This is a genomic window from Allobosea sp. 05T433, assembly GCF_056396065.1.
Genome location: NZ_JBFTKS010000026.1, coordinates 36,316 through 61,315 on the forward strand (window position 1 = coordinate 36,316; position 25,000 = coordinate 61,315).

At 64.9% G+C, this 25,000-nt stretch carries 24 protein-coding genes; 18 read left to right on the forward strand and 6 right to left on the reverse strand.

Annotated elements, in window-relative coordinates:
* Positions 1-178: 178 nt before the first annotated feature.
* The 7 genes from AC1DGP_RS27365 to AC1DGP_RS27395 all read left to right on the forward strand — a co-directional run bounded on the left by AC1DGP_RS27365 (position 179) and on the right by AC1DGP_RS27395 (position 9,773).
* Positions 179-1,315 carry an NAD(P)/FAD-dependent oxidoreductase gene (locus AC1DGP_RS27365; protein ID WP_441506862.1) on the forward strand — a complete coding sequence of 379 codons (1,137 nt, stop codon included), beginning with the start codon at positions 179-181 and terminating at the stop codon, positions 1,313-1,315.
* A 188-nt stretch (positions 1,316-1,503) separates the two neighbouring features.
* A complete protein-coding gene (locus AC1DGP_RS27370) occupies positions 1,504-3,174 on the forward strand; it encodes a peptide ABC transporter substrate-binding protein (protein ID WP_441506861.1) in 1,671 nt (556 codons plus the stop codon).
* A gap of 10 nt (positions 3,175-3,184) precedes the next feature.
* On the forward strand, positions 3,185-4,135 hold the full coding sequence (locus AC1DGP_RS27375; RefSeq protein ID WP_069881350.1) for an ABC transporter permease: 951 nt from the start codon (positions 3,185-3,187) through the stop codon (positions 4,133-4,135).
* Positions 4,136-4,138: 3 nt separating this feature from the next.
* Positions 4,139-5,029: an ABC transporter permease gene (locus AC1DGP_RS27380; RefSeq protein WP_441492231.1), complete on the forward strand. Its 891-nt coding sequence runs from the start codon at positions 4,139-4,141 to the stop codon at positions 5,027-5,029.
* Between the two features lie 84 nt (positions 5,030-5,113).
* Complete coding sequence (locus AC1DGP_RS27385) at positions 5,114-6,016, forward strand: LysR substrate-binding domain-containing protein (RefSeq protein WP_441492232.1); 903 nt, start codon at positions 5,114-5,116, stop codon at positions 6,014-6,016.
* A 377-nt stretch (positions 6,017-6,393) separates the two neighbouring features.
* A complete protein-coding gene (locus tag AC1DGP_RS27390; RefSeq protein ID WP_476769513.1) occupies positions 6,394-8,562 on the forward strand; it encodes a TonB-dependent receptor in 2,169 nt (722 codons plus the stop codon).
* Entirely contained in the window at positions 8,562-9,773 is a 1,212-nt protein-coding gene (locus tag AC1DGP_RS27395) for an ABC transporter substrate-binding protein (protein ID WP_441492234.1), read from the forward strand. Before AC1DGP_RS27390 ends, AC1DGP_RS27395 begins: the two co-directional genes overlap by 1 nt.
* A gap of 101 nt (positions 9,774-9,874) precedes the next feature.
* Here AC1DGP_RS27395 and AC1DGP_RS27400 read toward each other — a convergent pair whose 3' ends face one another.
* Positions 9,875-10,099 carry a hypothetical protein gene (locus tag AC1DGP_RS27400; RefSeq protein ID WP_441492235.1) on the reverse strand — a complete coding sequence of 75 codons (225 nt, stop codon included), beginning with the start codon at positions 10,097-10,099 and terminating at the stop codon, positions 9,875-9,877.
* A 1,086-nt stretch (positions 10,100-11,185) separates the two neighbouring features.
* Positions 11,186-11,503: a hypothetical protein gene (locus AC1DGP_RS27405; RefSeq protein ID WP_476832727.1), complete on the reverse strand. Its 318-nt coding sequence runs from the start codon at positions 11,501-11,503 to the stop codon at positions 11,186-11,188.
* A 346-nt stretch (positions 11,504-11,849) separates the two neighbouring features.
* On the opposite strand from AC1DGP_RS27405, the gene AC1DGP_RS27410 reads away from it, so the two are divergent.
* Complete coding sequence (locus AC1DGP_RS27410) at positions 11,850-12,425, forward strand: YHS domain-containing (seleno)protein (RefSeq protein ID WP_441492237.1); 576 nt, start codon at positions 11,850-11,852, stop codon at positions 12,423-12,425.
* A gap of 75 nt (positions 12,426-12,500) precedes the next feature.
* Here AC1DGP_RS27410 and pip read toward each other — a convergent pair whose 3' ends face one another.
* Positions 12,501-13,463, reverse strand: a complete 963-nt coding sequence (gene pip / locus AC1DGP_RS27415; protein ID WP_441492238.1) for a prolyl aminopeptidase — start codon at positions 13,461-13,463, stop codon at positions 12,501-12,503.
* A gap of 172 nt (positions 13,464-13,635) precedes the next feature.
* Here pip and AC1DGP_RS27420 point away from each other — a divergent pair, with 172 nt between their 5' ends.
* The 4 genes from AC1DGP_RS27420 to AC1DGP_RS27435 all read left to right on the forward strand — a co-directional run bounded on the left by AC1DGP_RS27420 (position 13,636) and on the right by AC1DGP_RS27435 (position 17,161).
* The gene (locus AC1DGP_RS27420; RefSeq protein ID WP_441506858.1) at positions 13,636-14,307 is read left to right on the forward strand and encodes an HAD family hydrolase; all 672 of its coding nucleotides are present in this window, start codon (positions 13,636-13,638) and stop codon (positions 14,305-14,307) included.
* A gap of 102 nt (positions 14,308-14,409) precedes the next feature.
* A complete protein-coding gene (locus AC1DGP_RS27425) occupies positions 14,410-14,790 on the forward strand; it encodes a VOC family protein (protein ID WP_476832728.1) in 381 nt (126 codons plus the stop codon).
* A 128-nt stretch (positions 14,791-14,918) separates the two neighbouring features.
* Positions 14,919-15,443 (forward strand): hypothetical protein, encoded by a 525-nt coding sequence (locus AC1DGP_RS27430; protein ID WP_441506857.1) that lies wholly within the window; start codon positions 14,919-14,921, stop codon positions 15,441-15,443.
* 128 nt (positions 15,444-15,571) lie between these two features.
* Positions 15,572-17,161 (forward strand): arylsulfatase, encoded by a 1,590-nt coding sequence (locus tag AC1DGP_RS27435; RefSeq protein ID WP_476768194.1) that lies wholly within the window; start codon positions 15,572-15,574, stop codon positions 17,159-17,161.
* Between the two features lie 158 nt (positions 17,162-17,319).
* Here the strand turns inward: AC1DGP_RS27435 and AC1DGP_RS27440 are convergent, their stop codons facing one another.
* On the reverse strand, positions 17,320-17,520 hold the full coding sequence (locus tag AC1DGP_RS27440; RefSeq protein WP_476768195.1) for a hypothetical protein: 201 nt from the start codon (positions 17,518-17,520) through the stop codon (positions 17,320-17,322).
* A gap of 160 nt (positions 17,521-17,680) precedes the next feature.
* Here AC1DGP_RS27440 and AC1DGP_RS27445 point away from each other — a divergent pair, with 160 nt between their 5' ends.
* On the forward strand, positions 17,681-18,619 hold the full coding sequence (locus AC1DGP_RS27445; RefSeq protein WP_476832729.1) for a carbon-nitrogen hydrolase family protein: 939 nt from the start codon (positions 17,681-17,683) through the stop codon (positions 18,617-18,619).
* On the opposite strand, the gene AC1DGP_RS27450 is transcribed toward AC1DGP_RS27445, so the two are convergent.
* Positions 18,568-19,404, reverse strand: a complete 837-nt coding sequence (locus AC1DGP_RS27450) for a helix-turn-helix transcriptional regulator (protein ID WP_476832730.1) — start codon at positions 19,402-19,404, stop codon at positions 18,568-18,570. The genes AC1DGP_RS27445 and AC1DGP_RS27450 overlap by 52 nt on opposite strands.
* Before the next feature lie 97 nt (positions 19,405-19,501).
* Between AC1DGP_RS27450 and AC1DGP_RS27455 the strand changes: the two genes are divergently transcribed.
* From AC1DGP_RS27455 to AC1DGP_RS27465, 3 genes are read left to right on the forward strand one after another with little or no spacing between them, the layout of a single operon-like run.
* On the forward strand, positions 19,502-20,965 hold the full coding sequence (locus AC1DGP_RS27455) for an MFS transporter (RefSeq protein ID WP_476832731.1): 1,464 nt from the start codon (positions 19,502-19,504) through the stop codon (positions 20,963-20,965).
* Positions 20,962-21,135, forward strand: coding sequence for a hypothetical protein (locus AC1DGP_RS27460; RefSeq protein WP_441492248.1), 174 nt, complete (start codon positions 20,962-20,964; stop codon positions 21,133-21,135). The genes AC1DGP_RS27455 and AC1DGP_RS27460 overlap by 4 nt, the downstream gene beginning before the upstream one ends.
* Before the next feature lie 52 nt (positions 21,136-21,187).
* Entirely contained in the window at positions 21,188-22,075 is an 888-nt protein-coding gene (locus tag AC1DGP_RS27465) for an aldo/keto reductase family oxidoreductase (protein ID WP_476832732.1), read from the forward strand.
* Positions 22,076-22,151: 76 nt separating this feature from the next.
* Here the strand turns inward: AC1DGP_RS27465 and AC1DGP_RS27470 are convergent, their stop codons facing one another.
* Positions 22,152-22,847, reverse strand: a complete 696-nt coding sequence (locus AC1DGP_RS27470) for a FadR/GntR family transcriptional regulator (protein WP_441506851.1) — start codon at positions 22,845-22,847, stop codon at positions 22,152-22,154.
* A 232-nt stretch (positions 22,848-23,079) separates the two neighbouring features.
* Between AC1DGP_RS27470 and AC1DGP_RS27475 the strand changes: the two genes are divergently transcribed.
* Entirely contained in the window at positions 23,080-24,072 is a 993-nt protein-coding gene (locus AC1DGP_RS27475; RefSeq protein ID WP_476824504.1) for an ABC transporter substrate-binding protein, read from the forward strand.
* Between the two features lie 92 nt (positions 24,073-24,164).
* The gene (locus AC1DGP_RS27480) at positions 24,165-24,983 is read left to right on the forward strand and encodes an ABC transporter permease (RefSeq protein ID WP_441492252.1); all 819 of its coding nucleotides are present in this window, start codon (positions 24,165-24,167) and stop codon (positions 24,981-24,983) included.
* Positions 24,984-25,000: the final 17 nt, after the last annotated feature.

A 25,000-nucleotide genomic window follows, 5' to 3' on the forward strand; every position in this document is an offset into this window, starting at 1 on the left:
GAGGGCCAGAAATTCGGTCCGGGAACTTGGGGCGGGAAATCGGGCGAGGGCGGTCCCAGTTTTTCAGCCCTCGACCTCCAATTATTGAAATCGACAAGCCGGCGTCCCGGTGCCCTCCTTCAGATCAGCGCAACCGGTCGTCGGTTGCCGGGCAGCAGTGCAGGGAAGCGTTCGGCCGATGCAGGTTGACGTCATCATCATCGGCGGCGGGATAGCGGGCGCGTCAGCGGCCTATTTCCTCTCCGCCCATGGCTCGGTCGCCGTGATCGAGCGTGAGGAGCATTTCAGCTATCACAGCTCCGGCCGCACCGCGGCCCAGTTCACCGTCGGGATCAGCGCCGCGACGATGCGCAAGATGGCGCAGGCGAGCCGCGCCTTCCTGGAGACGCCGCCCGAGGGCTTCACCGATCACCCGATCATGACGCCGCGCGGCTGCCTGACGGTGGCGCAGGCGGGGCAGGAGGCGGCGCTCATCCGCCTGCGCGACAATCTCCACTCCGTCGGCGCCCGTGCCGAGTATCTCGGCGGTCGCGCCGCGCTCGCGCATTTCCCGGCGCTGGTCGCCGACAAGGTCGATGCCGGGGTCTATGAGCCCGATGCGATGGATATCGACGTCAATGCGCTGCTGCAGGGCTATTTGCGCGGTGCGAAAGGCAATGGCGCCTCGCTGCTGACCAACGCCGATGTCCAGTCGATCTGCCGCGAGGGCGAGTTCTGGAGCGTGCGCCTGGGCGATCGCGAGCTGCGCGCCCCGCTGCTGCTCAATGCCGCCGGCGCCTGGATCGACGAGGTCACGCGGCTGGCAGGACTTGGCGCGCTGGGTGTGGTGCCGCACCGGCGGACCGCCTTTACCTTCGCGCTGCAGCCCGGCTTCGACACGCATGATTGGCCGCATGTCAGCAATGTCGGCTACGGCTGGTATGTGAAGCCGGAAACCGGCTGCCTGATGGGAAGCCTCGCCGACGCGGTGCCGACGGAGCCGGGCGATGTCTATCCCGACGACATGGATGTCGCGCAGGCGATCGAGAATATCGAGCAGGATACGCTCTTGCGGGTCGGTCGGCCGCTCAGCCAGTGGGCGGGCCTGCGCAGCTTCGTCGCCGACAAGAACCCGGTGGCCGGCACGCGGCCGGACGCGCCGGGCTTCTACTGGCTGGCGGGGCAGGGCGGCTGCGGCATCCTGACCTCTCCGGCCATGGGGCAGGCGATCGCCGCGATCATGGCCGGAAGCAGCCTTCCGGCGAACCTTTCCGCACTCGGCCTCATCGCCGCGGATCTTTCACCGATGCGGGATGGGCTGCAGCGAGCTGCCTAGAGCGTGCTGCGAAAAGTGGCGACGGTTTCTCACGAGAAAGACGCTCTAAGATATTGTATTTTATCATGTATTCAGCGTTTTGACGGCCTTTCCTGACCGCAGAAGACGTGATCCAGGCCTATGCCGGCAGGAGCCGGCGATCATTCGAGGCTGAACACAGCCCGCGCCGATAAAAGGGGATAGAAGCGATGATCGATAGCAAGGCAGGCAGCGGCGTCAGCCGCCGTGAACTTCTGGGCCTTGGCCTCGGCGCCGGAGCGGCCTCGCTGCTCGGCGGGCTCGACGCGGCCCAGGCGCAGGCCCGTCCATTGGTGCCGCCGCAAAAGCCGCGTGGCCAGGTGATCGCGGGGATTTCGCAGGAACCGACCGTCTTCAATCCGCTGATGCCCGGCAGCGAGGTCGACCAGGGCGTCTGGTGGCAGCTTTTCAACCCGCTCTGGTCGATCGATCCGCAGGGCAGGCTCGTCGCCGATCTCGCGACCGAGGTTCCGAGCGTCGGCAATGGCGGGCTTTCCGCCGACGGGCTGATCTGGAAGATCAAGCTGCGCCGGGACGTGAAATGGCATGACGGTACGCCGTTCACCGCCGAGGACGTCAAATACACGCTCGACCTGATCAATACCCCCGGCTTCAGGGTCCGCAACCGCGTCGGCCACAGCCTCGTCAGGGATATCGTCGTCGTCGCCCCCGACGAGATCCACTGGCGCATGGAAAGCGCTTATTCGCCCTATCTCTCGATCCTGGCGCTGACCTTCATCGTGCCCAGGCACATCCTGGAAAAGGCGCAGGATCCGAATACGGCGCCGTTCAACAGCGCGCCCGTCGGCACCGGCGCCTTCCGCTGGGGCGAGCGTGTCGCCGGCGACCACCTGCTGCTCCAGGCCAACCCGGCCCATCACGGCGAGGGCCCCTATCTCGAGCGCGTCGTCTTCAAATACATCCCCGACCTGACGATGCTCTACACCCAGTTCCGGACCGGGCAGATCGACTATCTCGGGCTCAGCGGCATCTCCGCCCATTTCGTCAAGGAGGCGCAGGGCTTGCGCGGCCGCAAGCTCTCGCTGTCGCCGACCGCCTTCATCGAGCATATCGCGCTCAACCTCGAATTCGCGCCCTTCGCCGACAAGGCGGTCCGGGAAGCGCTCTATCTCGGCATGAACAAGCAGGCGCGGATCGAGGCCTTGTATTACGGCCTGCCGGTGCCGACCGAGTCCTTCCTGCCGCAGCAATCCTGGGCCTATGATTCAAGCCTGCCGGCGCAGCGCCATGATCCCGCCAAAGCCAACGCGCTGCTCGATGCCGGCGGCTGGGCCCGCGGCTCCGACGGCATCCGGCAGAAGAACGGCGCGCGTCTCGAATTCGCCAACTCGACCACGGTCGGCAATCCCGGCCGCGAACAGTCGCAGCAGCTCCTGATGCAGGATTGGCGGGCGCTCGGCGTGGCCATGCGCATCAACAACATGCCGGGAGCGGTGATCTGGGGCGAGTTCTGGCAGAAGTCGAAATTCGAATCCGTGATGGTCGGCTCCAACTTCATGCTCGGCAACGATCCGGACGTGACGCCGCGCTTCAGCAGCAGGGCGATCCCGGCCAAGGCCGGCAGCGGCCTGAACACCTATCAGTACCAGAACCCCGAGATCGACCGGCTGCTGGCCGAGGGCGCGAGCCAGTTCGACCAGGCTGAGCGCAAGGCGACCTATGGCAAGATCCAGAAGATCATCCGCGACGATCTCGTCCTGCTGCCGATCTACCAGACGGTGATGGCCGAAGGCATCAAGGACGGGCTGCAGGGCTTCGCCGCCAATATCAACTGCTCGTCGAATTGCTGGAACATGCGCAGCTGGTTCTGGGCTTCGTGAGCGGGCACTGATGATCCCCTTTCTCCTGAGGCGGCTCTGGCAGTCCCTGATCCTGCTGACCATCGTCTCGATGATCGGCTTTGCGATCCTCTATCTGGCGCCGGGCGGGCCGATGTCGCAATTCGCCCAGTCCGCCCAGATGTCGCAGGAGGATCTCGACCGCATCGCCCGCCAGCTTGGGCTCGATCGGCCCTTGCCGGTGCAGTACTGGGACTGGCTGCTGCGCATGCTGAGCGGCGACTGGGGCCGCTCCTTCCGCGACAACAGCCCGGTCTGGAGCGTCATCGGCTCGCATCTGCGCGCCACCTTCGAGCTGATGGCGGTCTCGACGCTGATTGCCATCGCGCTCGGCTGCTGGATCGGCATCCTGGGCGCGATCCGGCGCTATTCCATCTTCGACATGGTGGCGACGGTGGGCGCGATGGTGGCGCTCTCGATCCCGACCTTCTGGTTCGGGCTGATCGCGATCTACCTGTTCTCGGTCCAGCTCGGCTGGCTGCCGGCCGGCAATCGCCAGACCATCGGCGACGGCTCCTTCCTCGATGTCGCGCATCATCTCATAGCGCCGGCGCTCGTGCTGGCGTTGGTCGAGACCGCGATCTGGGCCCGCTTCATGCGCTCGGCCATGCTCGACGTGATCGGCCAGGACTATATCCGCACCGCCCGCGCCAAGGGGCTGCCGGAGCAGGCGGTGCTGCGCGGCCATGCGATGCGCAATGCGCTGCTGCCGCTCATCACCCTTGCCGGCCTGCAGTTCCCGACGCTGCTCGGTGGCGCGCTGGTGACCGAGACGGTCTTCACCTGGCCGGGAATGGGGCGGCTCTTCCTCGATTCCGTGGAATACCGCGACTATCCCGTGGTCATGGGCATCCTGATGTTCTCGGCCGTGATGGTCCTGCTCGGGTCGCTGCTGGCCGACATGCTCTACGCGGTGGCTGATCCGCGCATCCGGATGGGGTGAGCCATGACCGACGCAGCAAGCCTGATCGACCTGGCCGACACCCGCGCGGGAAGCGAGCACAAGAGCGCCTGGAGCCGCTTCCGGCGCCACAAGCTCGCCATGGCCGGAGCCGTGACGATCGCGATCCTGGTACTCGGCTCCTTCCTCGGACCCTATCTCCTGCCCTTCGACGACACCCATATCGATGTGATGCATCGTTTCGCGCCGCCGCTGTCCGGCGCCCATGTCCTCGGCACCGATGAACTCGGCCGCGACATCCTCGCCCGGCTGATGATGGGCGGGCGGATCTCGCTCGCGATCGGCTTCACCGCCATGGCGATCGCGATCGCGGCAGGGACCGGGGTCGGGATGATCGCAGGCTATTACGGCGGCATCATCGGCTCGCTCCTGATGCGCTTCGTCGATGCGATCCTGTGCTTTCCGACGATCTTCCTGCTCCTGGCGCTGGCCGCACTGGTCAAGCCCGGCCTGCTCTCGATGACGCTGCTGATCGCGGCGACATCCTGGATGAATGTCGCGCGCATCGTCGAGGCGCAGATCAGGGCGCTGCGCGACCAGGATTACGCGGTCGCCGCCAGGGCGATGGGGGCGTCGAGCCTGCGGATCATGTGGCGCAACCTCCTGCCCAATGCGGTCGCGTCGATCGTGGTCGCAGCGACGCTCAATGTCGCCAAGGCGATCCTGCTCGAATCCTATGTCAGCTTTCTCGGCTACGGCATCCAGCCGCCCAACGCGAGCTGGGGCAATATGCTCAACAACGCGCAGATCTACCTGTCGAGCGCGCCCTGGCTTGCCATCATGCCCGGTCTCGCCATTACACTGGCGGTGACGAGCTTCAATTTCGTTGGTGATGGCCTGAGGGATGCCCTCGACCCGCGCATGGAGATCAGCTGAAGACGTCGCCGGGGCGTGGTGACGCCTTCTGGCGCGGCCGGCAGCGGCCGGCTCCGCGACCCGGACACATAGCAGGAGGTCGCTTTGACCCGCAGGCTCCCCTCATTGAATGCGCTGCGCTGCTTCGAAATCGTGGCGGCCGAGCTCAGCATCAAGAAGGCCGCACTCGCTCTGCATGTCAGCGAGAGCGCGGTGAGCCGCCAGGTCCGCATCCTGGAGGAGCAGCTCGGCGCCCAGCTCTTCCTGCGCACTCACAATGGCCTGGAGATCACCGATGCGGGCCAGCGTCTCGCGGTCAGCGTCAAGGAGGCGTTCGATCATATCGCCAATGCGGTGAACCCGTTCCAGAACGACCGCGAAGCCGTGACCATCAAGGTGCTGCCGACCTTCGCGCTGCGCTGGCTGCTGCCGCGGCTGCGCTCCTTCCAGGAGCGGCACCCGCTGATCAAGGTGAATGTCCAGACGCGCCTGAACGACATGACGCTGAACGATACCGATGCCGATCTCGGCATCCGCTATGGCGTCGGCAACTGGCCGCGCGACTACACGACCGAGCTCTATGCGGAATGGATCCTCCCGGTCTGCGCACCGGGCTATCTCGCCGGGCGCCAGGCCAGCGAGACTGACCTCGCCCAGGCGACGCTGCTCCACCCCTTGCCGGATCGACAGGACTGGGCGACCTGGACGGAGAAATCGGGGACGAATCTCGATCCGCGCAGCGGCCTCGATTTCGACGCCCTCGACATGGCGCTCAGCGCCGCCGAAGCCGGGCTCGGGGTCGCCATGACCGATGTCGTGCTGGCCCATGAGGCGATCCAGGCCGGCAGGCTGGTCGTGCCGCTGCGCAAGGCGGTGCCGACCGGCGCCTCCTATTACCTCGTCCGTCCGCCCGACATGCGGCGCCGGCGCGAGGTCAAGCTGGTCGACGAATGGATCTGCGACGAAATCTCGTCGGCGCGCGATCTCGTCCGTCTCTACGCGGCCTGACGCTGCCGCCCTCCCGTCGGTCGGCTGCCTCTGATTTTGTCCGGGCGGCCTGCAAAAATTGAAATCGACTGGCCCTCGGGAATCCGGTGCGAGTGCCCGGCCGGCGCGAGCCGGGGCCTGCGCCGGTGTGCATGATCCGTTTTGGGCTGAAATGGGCTCGCGCCAAGTGGTTGTCTGGTCAGATTTATTTCCTGATGTCGAAGTCATATTTGAATTAGTCGAAAGTAATAATCGACACTACGAATGATGTTTAAAATGTATGTTTGTACATCATTCCCGTGTTGTTGACGGTTAATAAGGATTGATCGATACGAAGCCCCATGAACCACGCCGCTATTGTTCGATGCGGCATGTTTTTGAATTTTCATGAGGGCGTGATGAAGCTTCGAAGCGATCCAATGGTGAGCCGCGTGGTCCCGGCGCTGCTGGGCATGGGGATGTTCGGCCTGGGCGCAACGGGCGCCCTGGCTCAGGGCGCCGCGCCGACGCGCGTGCAGCTCGACGAGATCGTCGTGGACGGGCAGGGCACGAAGAGCGAGGTCCCGCCCCCCTTTGCCGGCGGCCAGGTGGCGGAAGGGGCCAGGCTCGGCCTGCTCGGCAATACGCAGACCCTGAAGTCGCCGTTCAACATGACGAGCTACACGGCAGCCCTGATCCGGAACCTGCAGGCGGCGACGGTCGCCGATGCGCTGATCCTCGATCCCTCGGTGCGCAGTTCGCACCCGTCGGGCGGAATCGTGGATTCCTTCAACATTCGCGGCTTTCCGATCTCGGAAGGCAATAATGGTGAGATCGCTTTTGACGGCGTCTTCGGCGTTGCCCCGAACTATCGCGTCTTCACCGATTATGCCGAGCGGATCGAGGTCCTGAGGGGGCCCGCGGCGGCTCTCGGCGGCATCGCCCCGAATGGCGGTATCGGTGGGATCATCAACATCGTGCCGAAGCGGGCGGAGGGCGATCTCACCCGGATCGGCGCGGAGTTCGCGTCAAAAGCCTATGGCGGCGCCACATTCGACGTCGCCCGGCGCTATGGCGCGGGCCGCGAGTTCGGTGTCCGGGTCAATGGCAGCTTGCGCGGCGGCGATACCGCCGTCGACCGGCAGTACAACGGCACGGGCATCGGCTCGCTCGCGCTCGACTACCAGGGCGAGCGCTTCCGCAGCTGGCTCTATGTCCTGGCGCAGCGCGATTACTGGGACGCGCCCACGCGACCCTTCCTGGCCAGCCCCGGCGTTGCGGTGCCGGCGGCCCCGAGCGGGCGGCGCAACGTGATCCAGCCCTGGGAGCATTCACGGATCGACGACGGCTCGGTGCTGTTGAAGAACGAGTACGATCTCACTGATAATGTGACGGTTTTCGCCAATGTCGGCGGCTCGCAATCCCATGTCGACCGGTTCTTCGGCAACTCGCCCTTGCCGACGATCCTGAACGGCCGAGGCGATGTCACCTACACCCCGCAATATCTCGATCTGGCGATCGGCCGGCAGACCTATGATGGCGGCCTCCGGGCCCGCTTCGAGACGGGCTTCATCAAGCATGAGCTGACCTTCCAGGCGTCCTATTATCACGACGAGATCGAGCGGGCATTGACCGCCGGCCGGCCCGTGAGTTCGAACATCTACGCCCCCGTCCTGACCCAACCACAATATGCGACCCGCGTCCCCCGCGCGCGAACCTCGGACAGCGATCTCACGAGCGTTGCGCTGGCCGATACGCTCTCCATCCTGGACGAGCGCGTCCTGCTGACGCTGGGGGTGCGCCGCCAATCGGTGGAGACGAACAATTACTCGACCACGACCGGCGCCGTGACCTCGTCCTATGACGAGCAGGCCACGACCCCGGTGGTCGGACTCGTGCTGCGTCCGCTGAGCAACGTCTCGCTCTATGCGAATTATGTCGAAGGGCTGAGCCGCGGCGATATCGCGCCGACCAATGCGACCAATGCCGGCGAGGCCTTCGCGCCCTATCGGGCAAAGCAGTACGAGGCGGGCGTGAAGGCGCAGTTCGGCACGTTCGGCGCCGGCATCAGCGCCTTCCAGATCACCAAGCCGAGTGCCGAGCTGAGCGGCAGCGGAGTCTTTTCGGTGAGCGGGGAGCAGCGCGTGCGCGGTCTCGAGCTCAATGTTTACGGGGAAATCACCCCCGAGCTTCGGCTGCTTGGCGGCGCCACCCTGCTGGATGGAGAACTGACGAAGCCGGCGCTCGCGGCCAATCTCGGCAACCGGCCGATCGGCGTTCCCTCGATGCAGCTCAATCTCGGCGCCGAATGGGATCTGCCCTGGGTGAAGGGGCTGACCCTGACGGGCGCGCTGATCCACACCGGCAAGCAGTTCATCAATACGGCCAACACCCAGTCGCTGCCCGACTGGACAAGGGTCGATCTCGGCGCGCGCTACGCAACCGAGATCGCCGGGCGCAAGACGACCTTCCGCGCCACCGTCCAGAACGTCGCCGACACCAGATACTGGTCGAGCGTCGCCTCGTTCGGGACGTTCTATGCGGGTGCGCCGCGCACCTTCCGGCTCTCGATGTCGGTCGACCTGTAATGGCGGGTCGCGGCGAACTCGATCGGCGCCCCGGTATCGGCGCATGCGGGCAGGGGCTCGCGGCGCTCCTGCACTGCCTCGCCCTGGTACTCGTGGTGATCACGAGTGCCGTGCCGGCATCGGCCGAGCAGGTCTCCGTGACCGATGTGCTCGGGCGCGTCGTCACGGTGGCGGTTCCGGTCCAGCGCGTGATCCTGGGTGAGGGGCGGCAGATCCACGCCGGCGCCGCCCTCGACCGGGAGGCGCCGTTCCGCCGCATCGTCGCCTGGCGCGACGATTTGCAAAAGGCCGATCCGGACAGCTACCGCGCTTATCTCGAGCGCTATCCCATTATTGCGGCGCTGCCGGCGCTCGGGGCCATGAGCGAGGGTAATCTCGATATCGAGACGGTGATCGCCCTGAAGCCCGATGTGCTGTTCCTCAATGTCGAGGCCCAGATCGCGAGCGCGGAGACGAAGCTTGTCGAAAAGCTCGCTTCCGTCGGCATTCCCGTGGTCTATGTCGATTTCCGCCATGCGCCCTTCGTGAACACGGAACCGTCGCTCCGGCTGATGGGCCGCCTGTTCGGCCGCTCGGAGATCGCCGAGGAACTCATCGCCTTTCGCTCTCGCGAGATCGCGCGCGTCACCGATCGCCTGGCCGGGGTGGCCGATCTCAGGCGGCCGCTCGTCATGGTCGACCGGATACCCGGCTATTCCGACGATTGCTGCATGACGTTCGGGCCGGAGAATTTCGGCAGAATGGTCGAGGTCGCCGGTGGGCGGAATCTCGGCAGCCTCCTGCTGCCCAGCACCTTCGGCACGGTGAACCCCGAAACGATCATCGCCATGAATCCCGATGTGGTGATCGCGACCGGCGGCAATTGGAGCGCGCTGGCGCCGGGCGGCGCCTGGGTCGGGCTCGGGCCAGGCGCGGACCTCGCGGAGGCGAAGCGAAAACTCGCCAATCTCGCGAAACGCCCGGCCTTCGCCCATACGGCCGCGGTGAAGAGCGGGCGCGTCCACGCGATCTGGCATCAGTTCTACAACAATCCCTATCAGTTCGTGGCGATCCAGAGGATCGCCCGCTGGCTCCATCCCGATCTGTTCCCGGATCTCGATCCCGAAGCCACGCTGCGCGAACTCCACGAGCGCTTCCTGCCGCTGCCCTATCAGCCGGGCTACTGGGTCGAGCTTGGCGGGGAGGGAGGAGCCGGCCACGCCGCGCCCTGATTGCCGGCGGCCGGCTCGCGCGCTTCGGCACCGGCGTAGAGCCGGCATCCAAAAAAGAGGGGCCGCTGGGGCGGCCCCTGCCTCCGAGAGGTGCTTGCCTCTCAGCTGTGATGGCGCCGCATCGCCGGTGCGTAATATTGATGCTCACGCAGCTCCTTCATGTGCTCATGATAGGCGCGATACTGCTGCTGCTCCTGCAGGGCGAGCGGGTTCTCGTACTGCTCGTGGATGATGCTTTCGGGGCCGAACTCGTAGGCCTGCGCCGTGTTGGCCATCCCGAACAGCGCGAGAAGGCCTCCGACAAGGGCAATCCTGTAAGTGATCATGACTGATCTCCTGCGTTCCAAAGCACGAGGCCGGGTTGAAATCCGACTTCGTATCCATATTACCGTCGCGAAGCTGAAATGTTCATGCAAATAACCGTGATCTGATTTCCTGCGAAATTCATCAAATACGCAAATTGCCGCCTCAATGTGGGATTCAATCTTGGATTAAATCTCTGTGAACAGAGCATTAACAAATGTTAACTTGATGATGCCAAGACTTCGGCACTGCGTGTCTTTGCTGGCAGACCTCTCGTCGAGTGAAATAAAACCGGCGAGAGCGGCAAACCAGGCACGCGTTCTGTGAGCGGAGCTTGCGACAAGCGGCCCGGAGATGTCTTCCCTAAGTTGCACGAGCGAGCCGGCACGACAGTAGAGGCCGCAAGGAATGACAGTACCTCGCAGTCGCGAAAGATTTTGTGCTGCAGCGCACTCGTCATTGACTGAGACGGCGAGGGCGGGTTGGGGCGCCGGAATCGCCGCCCTTCCGCCCAGGGGCCGAACCGGCCGCTATCGCTTGCGCATGATGGGCGCAATCATCCTCCGCGACTGCGTCAGGTGCGAGAGTGTCAATCGAGATGCCCTGGGGACGCTGAGCGACGGTGAAACCCTTGTTCAGGCAAGCCGTTACGCAGCGTGAAACATCTCGTATCTGGCTTCGTTCCGCGAACAACAAGCCCGGCGAGTAGACGCTGCTCATGCAGGTCGCCTTGGCGTTGTCGCTCTCTCGATGCAGTTCGACACTGAACATTGTCTCCCCGATGCATCCCGAGAGAACCGCAACTGACGCGATGACAAGGGCATATCGGGTGTTGATCATCGCGGCTCGCGGGCAAGGCAGGAGGAGAAACCGGGTGAGCATGGCATCGTGACATGAAGGTCCACGTCAATCAGGTGCACGATATGGTCTCATGAAGTGCTGTCGGTACCGTTGCGCTCAACTGACACCGGAGATGGGGGGCGTCGTATTCGCGGATTCCGGTTTTCCTCTTCTGAGTTCCTGCACCACGCCACGCTCTGTTCTTTGAAACCGAGGGCGGCGCGGGCTCCCAGATGAAACCGGTCATTGGACCGGAAACTACAACCAACCTATTGCGCAAATGACGTCCAGACCGACATCGCCGTAACGGTCAGGCCGAAAAGCGAATAGAGCAATGACCCAGATAGCTCCTTCAAGCTCGCTGCGAGCGACGCATCGTCGGAATGTCCGCCCTCCATTCGCTTGACGAGCGTTTGCATCGCGACAAACGCGCCTGCGAAGAAGAAGCTTGCTGCGCCGATGTGTTGAATGGGCCCCATGTCTTGAAACAGGTCCGGGAATCGCACGCTTGCGGCCGCAATCAGGATGCCCAAAAGGAAACTCACCGAACCAACGGCCTTTGCCACCCTGGAAAAACTCAATTCCATCTCCTCGTATCGCGGTGCTGGGGACGTAGCGCAGGACTGTAAACAAAGCTGCTCGGCGGCTCCGGCGGGATTTCTGCGAAGGGGGGCGCGCAGATCACGAAAGGGCCGAGAGAGTTCTGGGGTGGAGGCTGGCCGTTTCCATGTGCCGCGGGAACAATGGGCGCACCCGATCCTTCCACGCCGCGATGGTCGAAGCTGCGACCCAGGGCTGTGCCTGGCGATGGTTGTGTCGGCACTCATCTCCGTCCCGGCCAGGCGCTCACGTCTGCGTGACGGTGTAACCAAATCGCCCCGCCGAGCGATCTCTCCCCAAAGCCGCCTGGGGCGGCTGCGCCGGAGAGACGAGATGCACCACGAAACGATGTCACCGGTCCGCAGCACGGGGGCGGCCGAAGACGATCTCGGCACAGGACGCGCGCTCGTCGCGAACGGCGAGAGGGACGGGAGACGCGCCATGCTCGGCAGGCGCAGCTTCATCCTGCTCGCTGGCGCGGTGCTCGCAGCATCGGGTGTCCGGGCCGATATGCCCCGCCCGGTCAACACGCTCGGCTCACCGGACGGGCTCGCGATCCGCGGCTACGATCCCGTCGCCTATTTCCACGATGGCGGCCCGAGGCTGGGCAGGCCGGAATTTTCCGTCGCCCTTCACGGCGCCACCTGGCGCTTCGCCAGCGCCGAGCACAAGGCCTTGCTCGAAGCCGATCCGGCGCGCTACCTGCCGGCCTATGGCGGCTTCTGCGCCTATGGCACCTCGCGGGGCTATCTCGTGAAGATCGAGCCGGAGGCCTGGTCCATCGTCGATGGCACGCTCTACCTCAACTACGATCGCGATGTCCGGAAGACCTGGCTCGGCGATCCCGCAGGGTTTATCGCCAAGGCCGAGCGCCATTGGCCGCAATTGAACGCGGCGCATATCCAGTAGGAGACGCGGCCGCCGCGTAGCCACAGGCCTTCACGCACCAGAAAGCAGATGGACGGGGCAGGGTTGCCGCGCCCGTCACCGACCCTGCGCGAATGCATCGAGCGCGAGGCGCATCTGCTCGTAGCATTGTGGCCCGCCATGCCCTTCGGCCTCGACGATGACCAGGCGACTGGCCGGCCAGCGCTGGTGCAGGTTCCAGGGGGTGATCGCGGGTCCGCTGACATCGCGACGGCCATGGATGAGAACGGCGGGAATATCGGCGATCTCGGCGATACGGCGCAGGATCTCCTGCCCATTCCGCAGAAACCCGTCATGGGCCCAGTAATGCGTGACGAGCGTCGCAAACGCCAGGCCGCGTTCGTCGTCGGGCGGTTGGCTCGGCGGCTCCCAGCCCGGGTCGAGCGAGATATGGGTCGCTTCCCATGTGTTCCAGGCGCGGGCTGCGAGCACGCGCTCCTGGAGGCCGCAGGTGGCCAGCCGCCTGGCATAGGCTTCGACGACGCGCTCGCCGGGGCGCCGGCCCGAATCCCGCTCGAAACGTTGCCAGGCTTCGGGAAACAGGCGCCCGACGCCTTCGGTGATCCAGTCGACCTCCTCGCGGCTGGTCGTGGTGACCGCGACCAGCACCAGTTCGGAGACCCTGCCGGGATGCGCCTGCGCATAGGCCAGCGCCAGCGTCGAGCCCCAGGAGACGCCCGAGACGAGCCAGGACGCGATACCGAGATGCGTCCTGACGGCCTCGATATCCCCGATCAGCGCCTGCGTCGTATTTCGGTGCAATTCGCCGGGAGCGTCCGAGGCGAGGGGGCGGCTTCGTCCGCAGCCGCGCTGGTCGATCCCGATGATGCAGTAGCGTTCCGGGTCGAAATGGCGGCGATAGCTGCCCGAGCGGAGCCCGCTGCCCGGGCCGCCATGCAGGTACAAGGCGGGCTTGCCGTCGGGGTTGCCCGAGATTTCCCAGTAGATTTCGGTTCCATCGCCGACGGCGAGAAGCCCGGCATCGAACGGCTCGGGCAGGGGGCGGGGTTCTGCGTTCATGCCGGTGCTGTGGGGCAGCGGGGGAAGCGCCGTCAACCGGCCGATGGACCTGCTCGTCCTGGAATGCGGCCGATCGAGCCTTCCATGGTTGCATCGGCCTTCTCGAAAATCGCAATGCACATTTCGGGGCGATGCTTTAGCGAGGACATCGCCTGAAACCGGACGGCCCTCGATGACGCTCATCATCTTCGATTGCGACGGCGTGCTTGTGAACAGCGAGGAGGTCTATCTCGCTGCCGAGCTTGAGTTCCTGGCCTCGGTCGGCGTCGTCCTCGAACGCGATGTCTATACGGACACGTTCATGGGGCTGTCCCCGCCGATGTGGCAGGCAAGGCTCCAGTCGATCATCGCGGAGCAGCGCAGCGCGCCCCTGCCATCCGATTTCTTCGTGCGGCTGGATGACCACACGACGGCACGCATAGAGGTGCATCTGGCCGCCCTTCCGGACGCCCGGCAGACCATCGATGGCATCGAGGCGCGCCGTTGCGTCGCATCGAGCACGCCGTCCGCGCGGCTGCGCTGGAAGCTGCAGCAGACCGGCCTGATCGGCCTGTTCGATCCGCATATCTTCTCCTCGGACATGGTCGCGAACGGGAAGCCCGCGCCCGACCTGTTTCTCCATGCCGCAGCCGCGATGGGCGTGCAGCCCGGTGAGTGCGTGGTTGTCGAGGACAGCGTCAACGGCGTCATGGCGGGCAAGGCCGCCGGCATGCAGGTCATCGGCTTCACCGCTGGCGCTCACTGCGCCGGCAATCATGGCGACCGTCTGGGGATGGCGGGGGCCGATCGCATCGTCGGCAGCTATGGCGATCTCGCCGCCGCATTGGACGGGTTGGGGGCATAGTGACTGCTCGGGGCCGCCCGATAGCCTTGGCCACGGCACAGGCGGTTTGTCGCGCTTTCTCCGTCGGTGGATTCCGGCCCCTGCCGAAACTAAACTGCGACAATGACCATTACGCGCCTCGACCACGTGCAACTCGCCATGCCAGCCGGCGGCGAAAGCGAGGCGCGCGCCTTCTATGCGGACATTCTCGGCATCAGCGAAGTCGCCAAGCCCGCTCATCTCGCCGGCCGGCGCGGATGCTGGTTCGAACAGGGGGCGTTGAAGGTCCATTTGGGAGTGGACGCCGATTTCAAGCCAGCCCGCAAAGCGCACCCGGCCTTCATCGTGAGCGATCTCGCAGCGCTGGTCACCACGCTGAAGGCGCGCGGCTACCACGTGGCCGAGGACCAGCCCTTGGACGGATATGACCGCATGTATGTGGACGACCCGTTCGGGAACCGCATCGAGTTGATGGAGCCGCTGTCGGCGGCGAAGCTCGGCTGAGGCTGAAAACAGCGACCCGGATGCCCTGCCTCCTGCGGTGCTCGATTGCGGCTCGGGGTCAAAATGATGCGGGGCGTGGGGATGTGTCGCTTGCGGGCGGCGCGCATCGAGGGTTCGATGCGCGGATGATGAGCGAGCAGGCCACGGCAACCGACGACAAGGCTCTGACGGAGCAGGTGGGACATGTGCTCCGCCACATCTGGGACCCGATCGGGCTCGGCGCGGAAGGGCCGGCCGATGAATATGACAGCTATGTGCCCGGCCTCATTGCGCTGGTGCGGAGCACGACGGCGTCCGAAGCCGAGATCCTGGCCCATCTCCTGCTGATCGAGAGCGAGATGATGGGGCTGGCTCCCGCGAGCGTCCCGGCGACACGGGTTGCGCGGGCGCTGCTCGGGCTACGCGATGCGTGGAGGCGAAAGCCCGATGTCCTCGTGAGCCAGGTCTTGAGCGCGGACGGGCTACATTGCCTTTGGCTGTTTCGACGTCCCGACGGCCTCTATTCCTACGAGCATGCGGCACTTCGGCACGAGGTGGACGTGAACGGCTCCTGGTCATGGTGGGCTGGCGCGGGCAAGGGGCGATCGGGACTCTTTGCCACCACAGAGGCTGCCGAGCACGATGCGCGCAGCGTGACCGACTGGATGTGCTGAGGGCGGCCATCCGCCAAGGCCGTCCAGACCGGCCGTTCCCGCTCACGCAAGCTTTGCGCAAATACCGATTGGCCTCCCGGGCGATGCGGCACTAGCCTGAGTTTCTCTGCCTGACCAAGGAGGAAACCATGGCGACCGATGGACCGGACCTTATTCGCAGACGCATTCTTCTTGGCGGCACCGCGCTTGCCGCGTCGGGCCTTGCATCCGCCCCGACGATCCAGACAGCGCAGGCCCAGCAGCCCGCGCCGGCGCCGGCCTCCGGACGCAAGCCCAATATCCTGATGATCATGGGCGACGATATCGGCTGGTTCAATCCGAGCATCTATCACCGCGGCATGATGGGCTATCGCACGCCGAATATCGACCGCATCGGCAATGAAGGCGCGATGTTCACCGACTGGTACGGGGAACAAAGCTGCACGGCCGGGCGTGCCGCCTTCATCACCGGCCAGTCGCCGATCCGTACCGGCCTCACCAAGGTCGGCCTGCCCGGCGCCGATATCGGCCTGCAGCCGCAGGATCCGACGGTCGCCGAACTGCTGAAGCCGCTCGGCTATGTCAGCGGCCAGTTCGGAAAGAACCATCTCGGCGACAAGGACGAACACCTGCCGACCAATCACGGCTTCGACGAGTTCTTCGGCAATCTCTACCACCTCAACGCCGAGGAAGAGCCGGAGAACCCCGACTACCCCAAGGATCCGGAATTCAGGAAGCGCTTTGGACCGCGCGGCGTCATCCGCTCGTCGGCCGACGGCAAGATCGAGGATACCGGGCCGCTGACCAAGAAGCGGATGGAAACCATCGATGACGAGACGACGGCGGCGGCGATCGACTTCATCGACCGGCAGAACAAGGCCCAGAAGCCGTGGCTCTGCTACTTCAACTCGACCCGGATGCACGTCAACACGCATCTGAAGCCGGAATCCGAGGGCAAGACCGGCAAGGGCATCTATCCCGATGGCATGGTCGAGCATGACGGGCATATCGGCCAGCTCCTGAAGAAGCTCGACGATCTCGGCATCACCCAGAACACCATCGTCGTCTATACCAGCGACAACGGCGCCGAGGTGATGACCTGGCCGGATGGCGGCTCGACCCCGTTCCGCGGGGAAAAGGCGACCAATTGGGAAGGCGGCTATCGCGTGCCGACCCTCATTCGCTGGCCCGGCGTGATCAAGCCCGGCACGATCTACAACGAGGCGTTCTCGCATTACGACCTGATCCCGACCTTCTGCGCCGCGGGCGGAGAGCCGGATGTGGTCGCCAAATGCATGAAGGGGCACCAGGCCAACGGCAAGAGCTTCAAGGTGCATCTCGACGGCTACAACCTGATGCCGTTCTTCACCGGCAGCGCCAAGGATTCCCCGCGCCGCGATTTCCTTTACTGGAACGACGACGGCGAACTGGTGGCGGTGCGGGTCGCCGACTGGAAGGTCGTGTTCAAGGCGCAGGAGCACGAGGGCATCGACGTCTGGCGCAGGGAGTTCACCAATCTGCGGGCGCCAAAACTGTTCAACCTGCGGGCCGACCCCTTCGAGCGCGGCGACACCTCGATGGAATACGAGAAATGGTTCTTCGATCGTTCCTTCGTCGTGGTCCCATCGCAGGCGGTCGTCGGGAAATGGCTGGAAAGCTTCAAGGAGTTCCCGATCCGGCAGAAGCCGGCGAGCTTCAACCTCGATGACGTCATGCGCAAGCTGACGCCCAAGAACTAGCCGGCGCAGAGAGTGGCCGCCGCCGATGCTGTCCATTGGAGGGCAGTGTCAGCGGCGGTCGTCATTGCGCGGTCCGCGAGCAACCCAGCAGACAAAGGCCAGTCCGCCTGCGAGGCCAGCTAGATCATCGKGCCGGAAATCATATCCGGACCGATGATCTAACCCTTTGTGTTTGCATCGGCTTTCCCGAAAACCGCAATCCACTTTTCGGGCCGATGCTTTAGCAGCAGGAATGCAACGACGCCGGTGTGCCGTGCGGTCATTTCATTGAGCCCGACGAGCACGCTCATGCCGAGCAGGACGGCGAGGCTCGGGCGGAGCTGCACGCGCCATACAGAGCTGATGATCGATTTCAGCACGGGCATGAGCTCCGTCGCGGTGTGGTTTGGCAGGTGCTGACCTCAGCCCGGGTTCCGGCATCATGATGCAAGCGCCACAGGACTGCACTCCCTGCGGTAAGCGGTTTCACTCCGCTTCACATCTTGCGAAGTCTATGGGACGAGACGGAAGGGGGCGCGAGTGTTGAGGATAGCGGCCGCACAAACCGTTGTTTCCCCCGACATCGCCGCCAATGGCAGCGCCATCCGCGCGATGATTGCGCGTGCGGCGGGCGAGGGGGCTCGCCTGATCAATTTCTGCGAAGGGGCGCTGTCAGGCTACGCAAAGAGCCAGATCCTGAAACAGGGGGATTGGCAGGCCTTCGATTGGGCCATTCAGGAGGCCGAGCTTCGCGCTATCGCTGAACTGTGCGGGCAGCTCCGCATCGTCGCGGTCGTCGGCGGGCCCCATCGGCTCGGTCGGGGATATCCGCCGCACAACAGTCTCTACGTCTTCTCTGATACCGGCGCCCTGCTCACCCGATACGACAAGAGGTTTCTCTCGAATACCGAACTTGCTGGCTGGTACACGCCTGGAACGGAGCCGGTCATGGTCGACGTCGATGGCTACAGGTTTGGCTGTGCGATCTGCATCGAATCGCAGTTCCCCGAGATCTTCAGCGACTATGAGCGTCTCGGCGTCGATGGGGTTCTGTTCGCATCATACGGCCTTCCCTGCCGGCCTGAACTGCATCTGGATCGCTGCTGCTACCCCCGCGCAGGACGCCGCCAAAGGCCCCGCCGGCATCATTGGACCGGACGGGGCATGGGCCGCGCAATCGTCGCCATCCCCGGAGCCTGGGCTAGCTATGGCAACGCTGGACCGGAACGACCCCGCCTACGAAATTGCGCTTCAAAGGGCGCGGCMCTGGCGCGCCAGGGCAAGAGAAGGCGAGATCTATCGCGAGAAGCTGGCCGACGATCCCCGCAGCGGAAACAGAAACGGATATTGAACCGTCCATTCGCCCGACGGGAAACCATGCCCGCGGCTTGGTTCGCGACCGACGCTTCGCAGAGGGCGCGAAGCGCTCAGCTCTGCTCCAATGCAGGCAGGCACTCGGTCCGTTCGTTGGAGGTTTGAGCGGCAAGGGCGGCATAGACCACCAATCTCAGATGCCGTCCGCCATCGACGGTGAGCGACGTGTGTTCGAAGGTGACGGGGTGGCCACCGACGCGAAGCGTGCGCGTGCCGGTGCAGGGTGCGTGGACGTCCGGGCTGCGCCACCATGTCTTGAATTCCGGCGAGACATCTTCCAGTTCCGCGACCAGGGCGCGCATGTCCGCATCGCCGCGCGCGCCTGCAAAATCCCGGCGAAAGCTCGCCAGCATGGCTTGCGCCTGGTTTTCCCAATCCACAAGCGTATCGGCGAGGTGCTGATCGCAGAACAGCATCCACAGCAGGTTGCGCCGGTTTGAAGGCTGGCTGCCGAACCGGAACAGGGCTTCGGCCGCTTCGTTATAGGCCAGCACGTCCCAGCGCAGGTTGAGAATATAGGCCGCATGTGGGGCGAGGTCGCCCATCAGCCGGTTCACGAGAGACGGAACCGTGCACCATGTCTTTCCCGGCTCGGCCGGTGGGCGCTCCTGGGCGAGCAGGAAGAGATGCCGTCGCTCGGCGCCATCGAGCTTCAGCACCCTGGCGAGATTGTCGAGGAAACCGGAGGAGACGCCGATATTGCGACCCTGCTCGAGCCATGTGTACCAAGTCAGGCCCACCCCGGCGAGCGCGGCAACCTCCTCGCGCCTGAGGCCGGCCGTACGCCGACGCTTGCCGGAGGGTAAGCCGGCATCCTCGGGCGTCAGCCGCTCGCGATGCGCACGCAGGAACTCTGAAAGCTCGGGTCGGGTCCGATCGGAGGTCGCCATGGCCCCATCCGTACAAAAAGTAATAGCATAATGAGTTAAATTGTATCAGCGTCAATGCCGCTTCATGGCTGTTGCGTCGTTAATCCGAGGACGCAACATGAGTTCCGATACCGCTACGGCCCAAACCCTGCGCAGCCCGGCAGAAAGCTGCGGGGTCCGCCCGCCCTGGCTCGGTTTGTCCGTTCTGCTTCTGGCGGGATTCGTGACGATCTTCGATCTGTTMGTGGTCAATGTCGCGATCCCGGCCATGCAGGCCAGCCTCGGCGCCCGCCTGTCACAGATCGGCTTCATCGTCGCGGGCTATGAACTTGGCTTCGGGGTGCTGTTGATCACCGGTGGGCGGCTCGGCGACATTCACGGCCGCCGGCGGCTCTTCGTCGTCGGAATTGCCGGTTTCACGCTCGCCTCGGCGCTCTGCGGATTGGCGCCGACGATCGAGATCCTCATCGCTGCGCGCGTGGTGCAGGGATTGGCGGCAGCACTCCTGTTTCCGCAGGTCTATGCCTCGATCCGGGTAAGTTTCTCTGCTGACGACGCTCGTCGCGCCTTTGGACTGCTCGGCATGACCTTGGGCCTTGCCGCCATCGCGGGCCAGGTGGTCGGCGGCTTTCTCGTCGAGGCGAACCTGTTCGGTCTCGGTTGGCGCATGATCTTCCTCATCAATGTTCCCGTCGGTGTCATCGCCATCCTGATGGCGCCGTTCATTCCCGAGACCTACGCGCCGGAGCGTCCGAGCCTCGACTGGTCCGGCGTGGCCCTCGTGAGCCTGGGGCTGACGCTCTTGCTCGTGCCACTGATCGAAGGGCCGGCGCAGGGCTGGCCGCTTTGGACCCTTGCATCGCTGGCAGGGGCCGCCGTCCTGATCGCTGCGTTCTACGGGCAGCAGGAGAGCCGGCGCCGGGCGGGCGGCGAGCCTCTCGTCGATATGAAGCTCATGCGTCAATCGTGCTTTGCCCACGGCGGTCTGTTGGTCGTCCTGATCTATTCGACATCGTCCTCGTTCTTTCTATGCTTTGCTCTCCTGGCGCAGACCGGGTTCGGTCTCAGTCCTTTCGAGGCGGGTCTCAGTTTCGTCCCCTGCAGCATCGGGTTCGTCATCGCCTCCATGGCGGCGCCCCGTCTCGTCGCGCGCCTTGGCACAGCCGCAATTGCCGCAGGCGCACTTCTCTATGCCGTGTCGCTCGGCATTCTGATCGCGCAGGTCTGGCTTGCCGGAGCAGGGCTCGTGGTCGCGCATCTGATCCCGGCCTTGATCGTGGTCGGCGCGGCCCAGGGCCTCATCATGACGCCGCTGCTCAACCTCGTCCTCGGTTTTGTGGGGGAGGGACAGGCAGGCATGGCCTCTGGCGTCGTCGCAACGCTGCAGCAAGTCGGTGCGGCGCTGGGAGTGGCCGTCGTCGGCATCCTCTTCGGTGCGGCGCTTGCCGCCGGCATCGACGCAGGAGGGCAAGCCCAGCTCTACGCCTCTGCCTTCGTCGGCGGGATGGCCTACAACCTCGCCGCCGCGATCGTCGCCGCTGTCCTGATCTTTGGGATTGCGCGCAGGAGATTGCCGCGATGACCTTGAAGCCTGGCCTGGGATCGAGGCTCAAGCCGTGCCCGGACCTTCCCCAGATGATCGCCCTCGCCAAAACCCTTGGCACGCGCAACAATGTCGGGCGCCTTGAGGTCTTCGAGATGGATCTGCAATGCATGGAATTCCGCCTGGCCGGCGCCGATCGTGCGCTCTGATCCGGCGGTCATCCAGTCGCTGTCTCGTGCCTTCATCGACAGGAGAGCGACCATGCCTGGCAGGAGCCCATCCCCGACCTGGCGCCTCGGCACCCGCCAGGTGAAAAGGCTCGGCTACGGTGCCATGCAGCTCGCCGGGCCTGGCGTATTCGGCCCGCCGAAGGACCGGGATGCGGCGCTCGCGGTGTTGCGCGAGGTGATTGCCTGCGGCGTCGACCATATCGACACGAGCGATTACTACGGCCCGCATGTCACCAACCAGCTGATCCGCGAGGCGCTGTCGCCCTATCCCGACGATCTCGTCATCGTCACCAAGATCGGCGCCCGGCGCGGCGCTGACGGATCCTGGCTTCCCGCGACCTCGCCGGACGCGTTGCGGCAGGCCGTGCACGACAATCTGCGCAATCTCGGGCTCGAGGCGCTCGATGTCGTCAACCTGCGACTCTGGGGCGATGGCCATGGCCCGGCTGAGGGCAGCTTGGCTGCCGAGCTGACCGTGCTCGCCGAACTCCAGCAGCAGGGCCTTGTCCGCCATATCGGTCTCAGCAATGTCACCGCCAGGCAGGTCGGGGAGGGGCGCGGCATCTGCGAGATCGTCTGCGTCCAGAACCACTACAATCTCGTTCACCGCACGGATGACGCGCTGATCGACGAACTGGCAGCTGCGGGCACGGCCTATGTACCCTTCTTCCCGCTCGGAGGCTTTTCGCCCCTGCAATCGGCTGGGCTGACCGAGGTCGCGGCGCGGGTCGGCGCAACGCCGATGCAGGTCGCGCTCGCCTGGCTGCTGCAGCGCGCGCCGAATATTCTGCTGATCCCGGGCACCGGCTCGGTCGCTCATCTCCGCGAGAATATCGCCGCCGGCGTGCTGGACCTGAGCGGTGAGGCGATCGCGGCGTTGAACACCATCGCAGCGGGATCCGCTTCGGTCCGGGCCTGACGGCAGCGCGTGGGGCATGCTTGCCGGGCCCATGCGCGATGGCGGTATCAGACGGCAATCGAGGAGGTGCCCTGCCTCAGGGCGAGCGCCCGATCAGCCGGTCCTCGACATTCTGCAGATGCCGGCGCATCGCGTCCGCTGCGCCCCCGGGCTCGCGGTGGGCGATCGCGTCGACGATCCGGTCATGGTCCTCGAAGCTGTGATGATCGGCAGGCGGGCTTGAATGGCTCGGTCGCGGCCGCCCCCAGGTGACGGCGCGGCGCACAGCGTTCAGCGTTTCCAAAAGCGCGATCAGGATCGGGTTATGCGCGGCCTCGGCGATCTGGTGGTGGAAGCGCGCGTCATAAGCCTCGTATTCGCGCCAGCTCGTCGCGGCGCGGCAGGAGGCGTTCAGTTCGGCGAGCGTCGCGATCTCGGCCACCGTGGCGTTGATCGCCGCGAGGCGTGAGAGCTCGGGCTCGAGGCCGATCCGCGCCTTCATCACCTGGACCGGATTGCTGCGCTGCACCAGGTCCGCGATATCGACCAGTTGCGGCGGCTTGGGGCCGACGAACGTGCCCTTGCCGACATGGCGCCAGAGCTGGCCCTCGCGTTCGAGCGCGGCGAGGCCCTTGCGCAGTTCTGTGCGCTTCACCCCTAGCAGTTCGGCCAGCTCCCGCTCCGGCGGCAGGCGCCCGTCATCCGGCAGCTGCGCCGCGGTGATGTAGCCATAGAGCTGCGTCAGGACGCCCGAGACATCGGCATCGGGCGGGGTGGGGGCTTTCTGATCCATGATGTGCGACCGGCAATGGGGAACGTGATCGTGATCCCATGGATCGCGGGCGAGCGCAACCATTTTGAATATTGGTTGTGATTATTGCTGCGTTGCGCAAGGATTTTCGGGCAAATTACTGCAAATCGAAGCCTTGACAGGATCAATCCGGCACATGACAGTGCCCAAAATAAAATTGGTTGCGACCAAGATCGCGCAAAAAGCCAAACAGAACTCTGGGAGGAGTCAGATCATGAAGCCGTTGAGGAGAAGGTCCGTCCTGTTCGGAGCCGCCGCCGTCGGCGCTGCGCTGATGCTCGGAAGCGCCGCCGCGCAGGCGCAAGCGAAGGTCAGGGTTGCGCTGGGAGACGTGCTGTCGACCGAGACGCTCTCGATGATCATCGCGCTGGAGCGCGCCAAGGAGAAGGGCGTCGACTACCAGGTGACGCATTTCTCGAAGGAGGACCTTGCCATCCAGGCCGTGATCAACGGCCAGGCGGATCTCGGCGTCGGCACGCCCTACGCGGTCGTCCAGAAGAGCAAGGCGCCGCTGCGCGTGCTCTTCCAGGGCACGCGCCTCGTCTTCTTCCCGGTCGCGGACAAGTCCTACAAGACCTGGAAGGACATGAACGGCCAGCCGATCGCCTTTCACGCCCGCGCCACCGGAACCGAGGCGATCGGCAACATTATCGCCAAGCGTGAGGGCATCCAGTTTGGCGAGCGCAGCTATGTGCCGGGCTCGGAGAACCGGATCATCGGCATGATGAAGGGCCAGATCAAAGCCACCATCGTCGATCTCGCCAACAAGAACCTGCTGCTGGAGAAGGCGGGCGACCGCTTCCATGTCCTGCCCGGCGTTAGCGAGCCGGCTTCCGACGAGACGCTGTTCGGCCGGACCGACTGGATCCAGAAGAACGAGAAGCAGGTCGATGTCATCGTCACCGAATTCCTGCGGCTCTGGCAGGAAATGGCGGCCAATCCGGCGATCGTCGAGCAGGAGAGGGTCAAGCGCAAGCTGATGGCCGACCAGCCGAAGGAGGTACTGGAGGGCATCACCAAATTCTACACGCTGGCGACCAAGGAAGGCGTCTATGCGCCGGCCGGCGGCAGCGCCGAGGTCGCGAAGGCTGATTTCGAGTTCTACACCGAGGCCGGCCAGCTGCAGGGTCCGGCCGCCGAGCTGAAGGTCGAGGATTTCTGGTACCTCGCGCCGCTGGAGCGGGCACGCAAGGCCCTGGGCAGCTAGCCTCGTCCGGACCCGTCCCCGGGGCCGGTGCATGCAGCATCCGGCCTGGGGACCCCTCGTTTCGAAAACGCGCACAAGCGGAGTGCTCTCCCTTGCAGATTTCCGAACTTGCTCCTGCCCTGCCGGCGCTTGGCAGGGCTCCGGCCCAGCGCTGGCGCGATCTCCTGATCCATCCGCTCGTGCTGCGCCTGGTGTCCTTCGCGGCCGCTCTCGCGCTTTGGGAATATGCCGGGCGGATACCGCTCAGCCCCGCCTTTCCGACTTTCCTGGAAACGCTCGGTGGTCTTCGCGCGATCATGGCCGATGGAACCCTGTTCAAGGCCTTCCTGATCACACTCCACCCGCTCGTCATCGGGCTGACCGCCTCGATCCTGTGCGGCGTCGCGCTTGGCGTGCTGATGGGGTTGCACGAACCCTCGGAATGGCTGTTCGCGCCGATCTTCGTGATCGCCCAGGCGGCGCCGCTGGCGGCCCTCATCCCGATCCTGACCTTCGCCTATGGCATCGGGCTGACCGCCAAGGTCATGACCGTCTGCATCATGGCGATGCCGGTCATCGTGCTGAACACGCTCGGCGCCGTGCGCAACACGCCGAAATCGCTTCTCGAAATGGGCAGCTCGTTTCTCGCGACGCGCAGCCAGAGCATCCGCCTGATCATCCTGCCGGCAGCCAGCCCGATGATCTTCGCAGGCCTTCGGCTCGGCTGCGCCGCCGCCTTCATCGGCGTGATCCTCGCCGAACTGCTGATCACGCCGACCGGCATCGGCGACGTGATCTCCTACAACCAATCGGTCGCCGACTATCCCAAGATGTACGCGGCCATCCTCGCCATCATCGTGTTCTCGGTCCTGTTCATCGAGCTGCTCGAGCGGATCGAAGTCACCCTGTTTCGACCGGAGGTGCGCAGATGACCCCCAACGCAGCCATC

What these genes read in the sequence shown, in the direction of transcription:
- AC1DGP_RS27365 (WP_441506862.1), top strand. Translation starts at nt 179, where the DNA reads ATGCAGGTTGACGTCATCATCATCGGCGGCGGGATAGCGGGCGCGTCA.
- AC1DGP_RS27370 (WP_441506861.1), top strand. Translation starts at nt 1,504, where the DNA reads ATGATCGATAGCAAGGCAGGCAGCGGCGTCAGCCGCCGTGAACTTCTG.
- AC1DGP_RS27375 (WP_069881350.1), top strand. Translation starts at nt 3,185, where the DNA reads ATGATCCCCTTTCTCCTGAGGCGGCTCTGGCAGTCCCTGATCCTGCTG.
- AC1DGP_RS27380 (WP_441492231.1), top strand. Translation starts at nt 4,139, where the DNA reads ATGACCGACGCAGCAAGCCTGATCGACCTGGCCGACACCCGCGCGGGA.
- AC1DGP_RS27390 (WP_476769513.1), top strand. Translation starts at nt 6,394, where the DNA reads ATGAAGCTTCGAAGCGATCCAATGGTGAGCCGCGTGGTCCCGGCGCTG.
- AC1DGP_RS27395 (WP_441492234.1), top strand. Translation starts at nt 8,562, where the DNA reads ATGGCGGGTCGCGGCGAACTCGATCGGCGCCCCGGTATCGGCGCATGC.
- AC1DGP_RS27400 (WP_441492235.1), bottom strand. Translation starts at nt 10,099, where the DNA reads ATGATCACTTACAGGATTGCCCTTGTCGGAGGCCTTCTCGCGCTGTTC.
- AC1DGP_RS27405 (WP_476832727.1), bottom strand. Translation starts at nt 11,503, where the DNA reads ATGGAATTGAGTTTTTCCAGGGTGGCAAAGGCCGTTGGTTCGGTGAGT.
- AC1DGP_RS27410 (WP_441492237.1), top strand. Translation starts at nt 11,850, where the DNA reads ATGCACCACGAAACGATGTCACCGGTCCGCAGCACGGGGGCGGCCGAA.
- pip (WP_441492238.1), bottom strand. Translation starts at nt 13,463, where the DNA reads ATGAACGCAGAACCCCGCCCCCTGCCCGAGCCGTTCGATGCCGGGCTT.
- AC1DGP_RS27420 (WP_441506858.1), top strand. Translation starts at nt 13,636, where the DNA reads ATGACGCTCATCATCTTCGATTGCGACGGCGTGCTTGTGAACAGCGAG.
- AC1DGP_RS27425 (WP_476832728.1), top strand. Translation starts at nt 14,410, where the DNA reads ATGACCATTACGCGCCTCGACCACGTGCAACTCGCCATGCCAGCCGGC.
- AC1DGP_RS27430 (WP_441506857.1), top strand. Translation starts at nt 14,919, where the DNA reads ATGAGCGAGCAGGCCACGGCAACCGACGACAAGGCTCTGACGGAGCAG.
- AC1DGP_RS27435 (WP_476768194.1), top strand. Translation starts at nt 15,572, where the DNA reads ATGGCGACCGATGGACCGGACCTTATTCGCAGACGCATTCTTCTTGGC.
- AC1DGP_RS27450 (WP_476832730.1), bottom strand. Translation starts at nt 19,404, where the DNA reads ATGGCGACCTCCGATCGGACCCGACCCGAGCTTTCAGAGTTCCTGCGT.
- AC1DGP_RS27460 (WP_441492248.1), top strand. Translation starts at nt 20,962, where the DNA reads ATGACCTTGAAGCCTGGCCTGGGATCGAGGCTCAAGCCGTGCCCGGAC.
- AC1DGP_RS27465 (WP_476832732.1), top strand. Translation starts at nt 21,188, where the DNA reads ATGCCTGGCAGGAGCCCATCCCCGACCTGGCGCCTCGGCACCCGCCAG.
- AC1DGP_RS27470 (WP_441506851.1), bottom strand. Translation starts at nt 22,847, where the DNA reads ATGGATCAGAAAGCCCCCACCCCGCCCGATGCCGATGTCTCGGGCGTC.
- AC1DGP_RS27475 (WP_476824504.1), top strand. Translation starts at nt 23,080, where the DNA reads ATGAAGCCGTTGAGGAGAAGGTCCGTCCTGTTCGGAGCCGCCGCCGTC.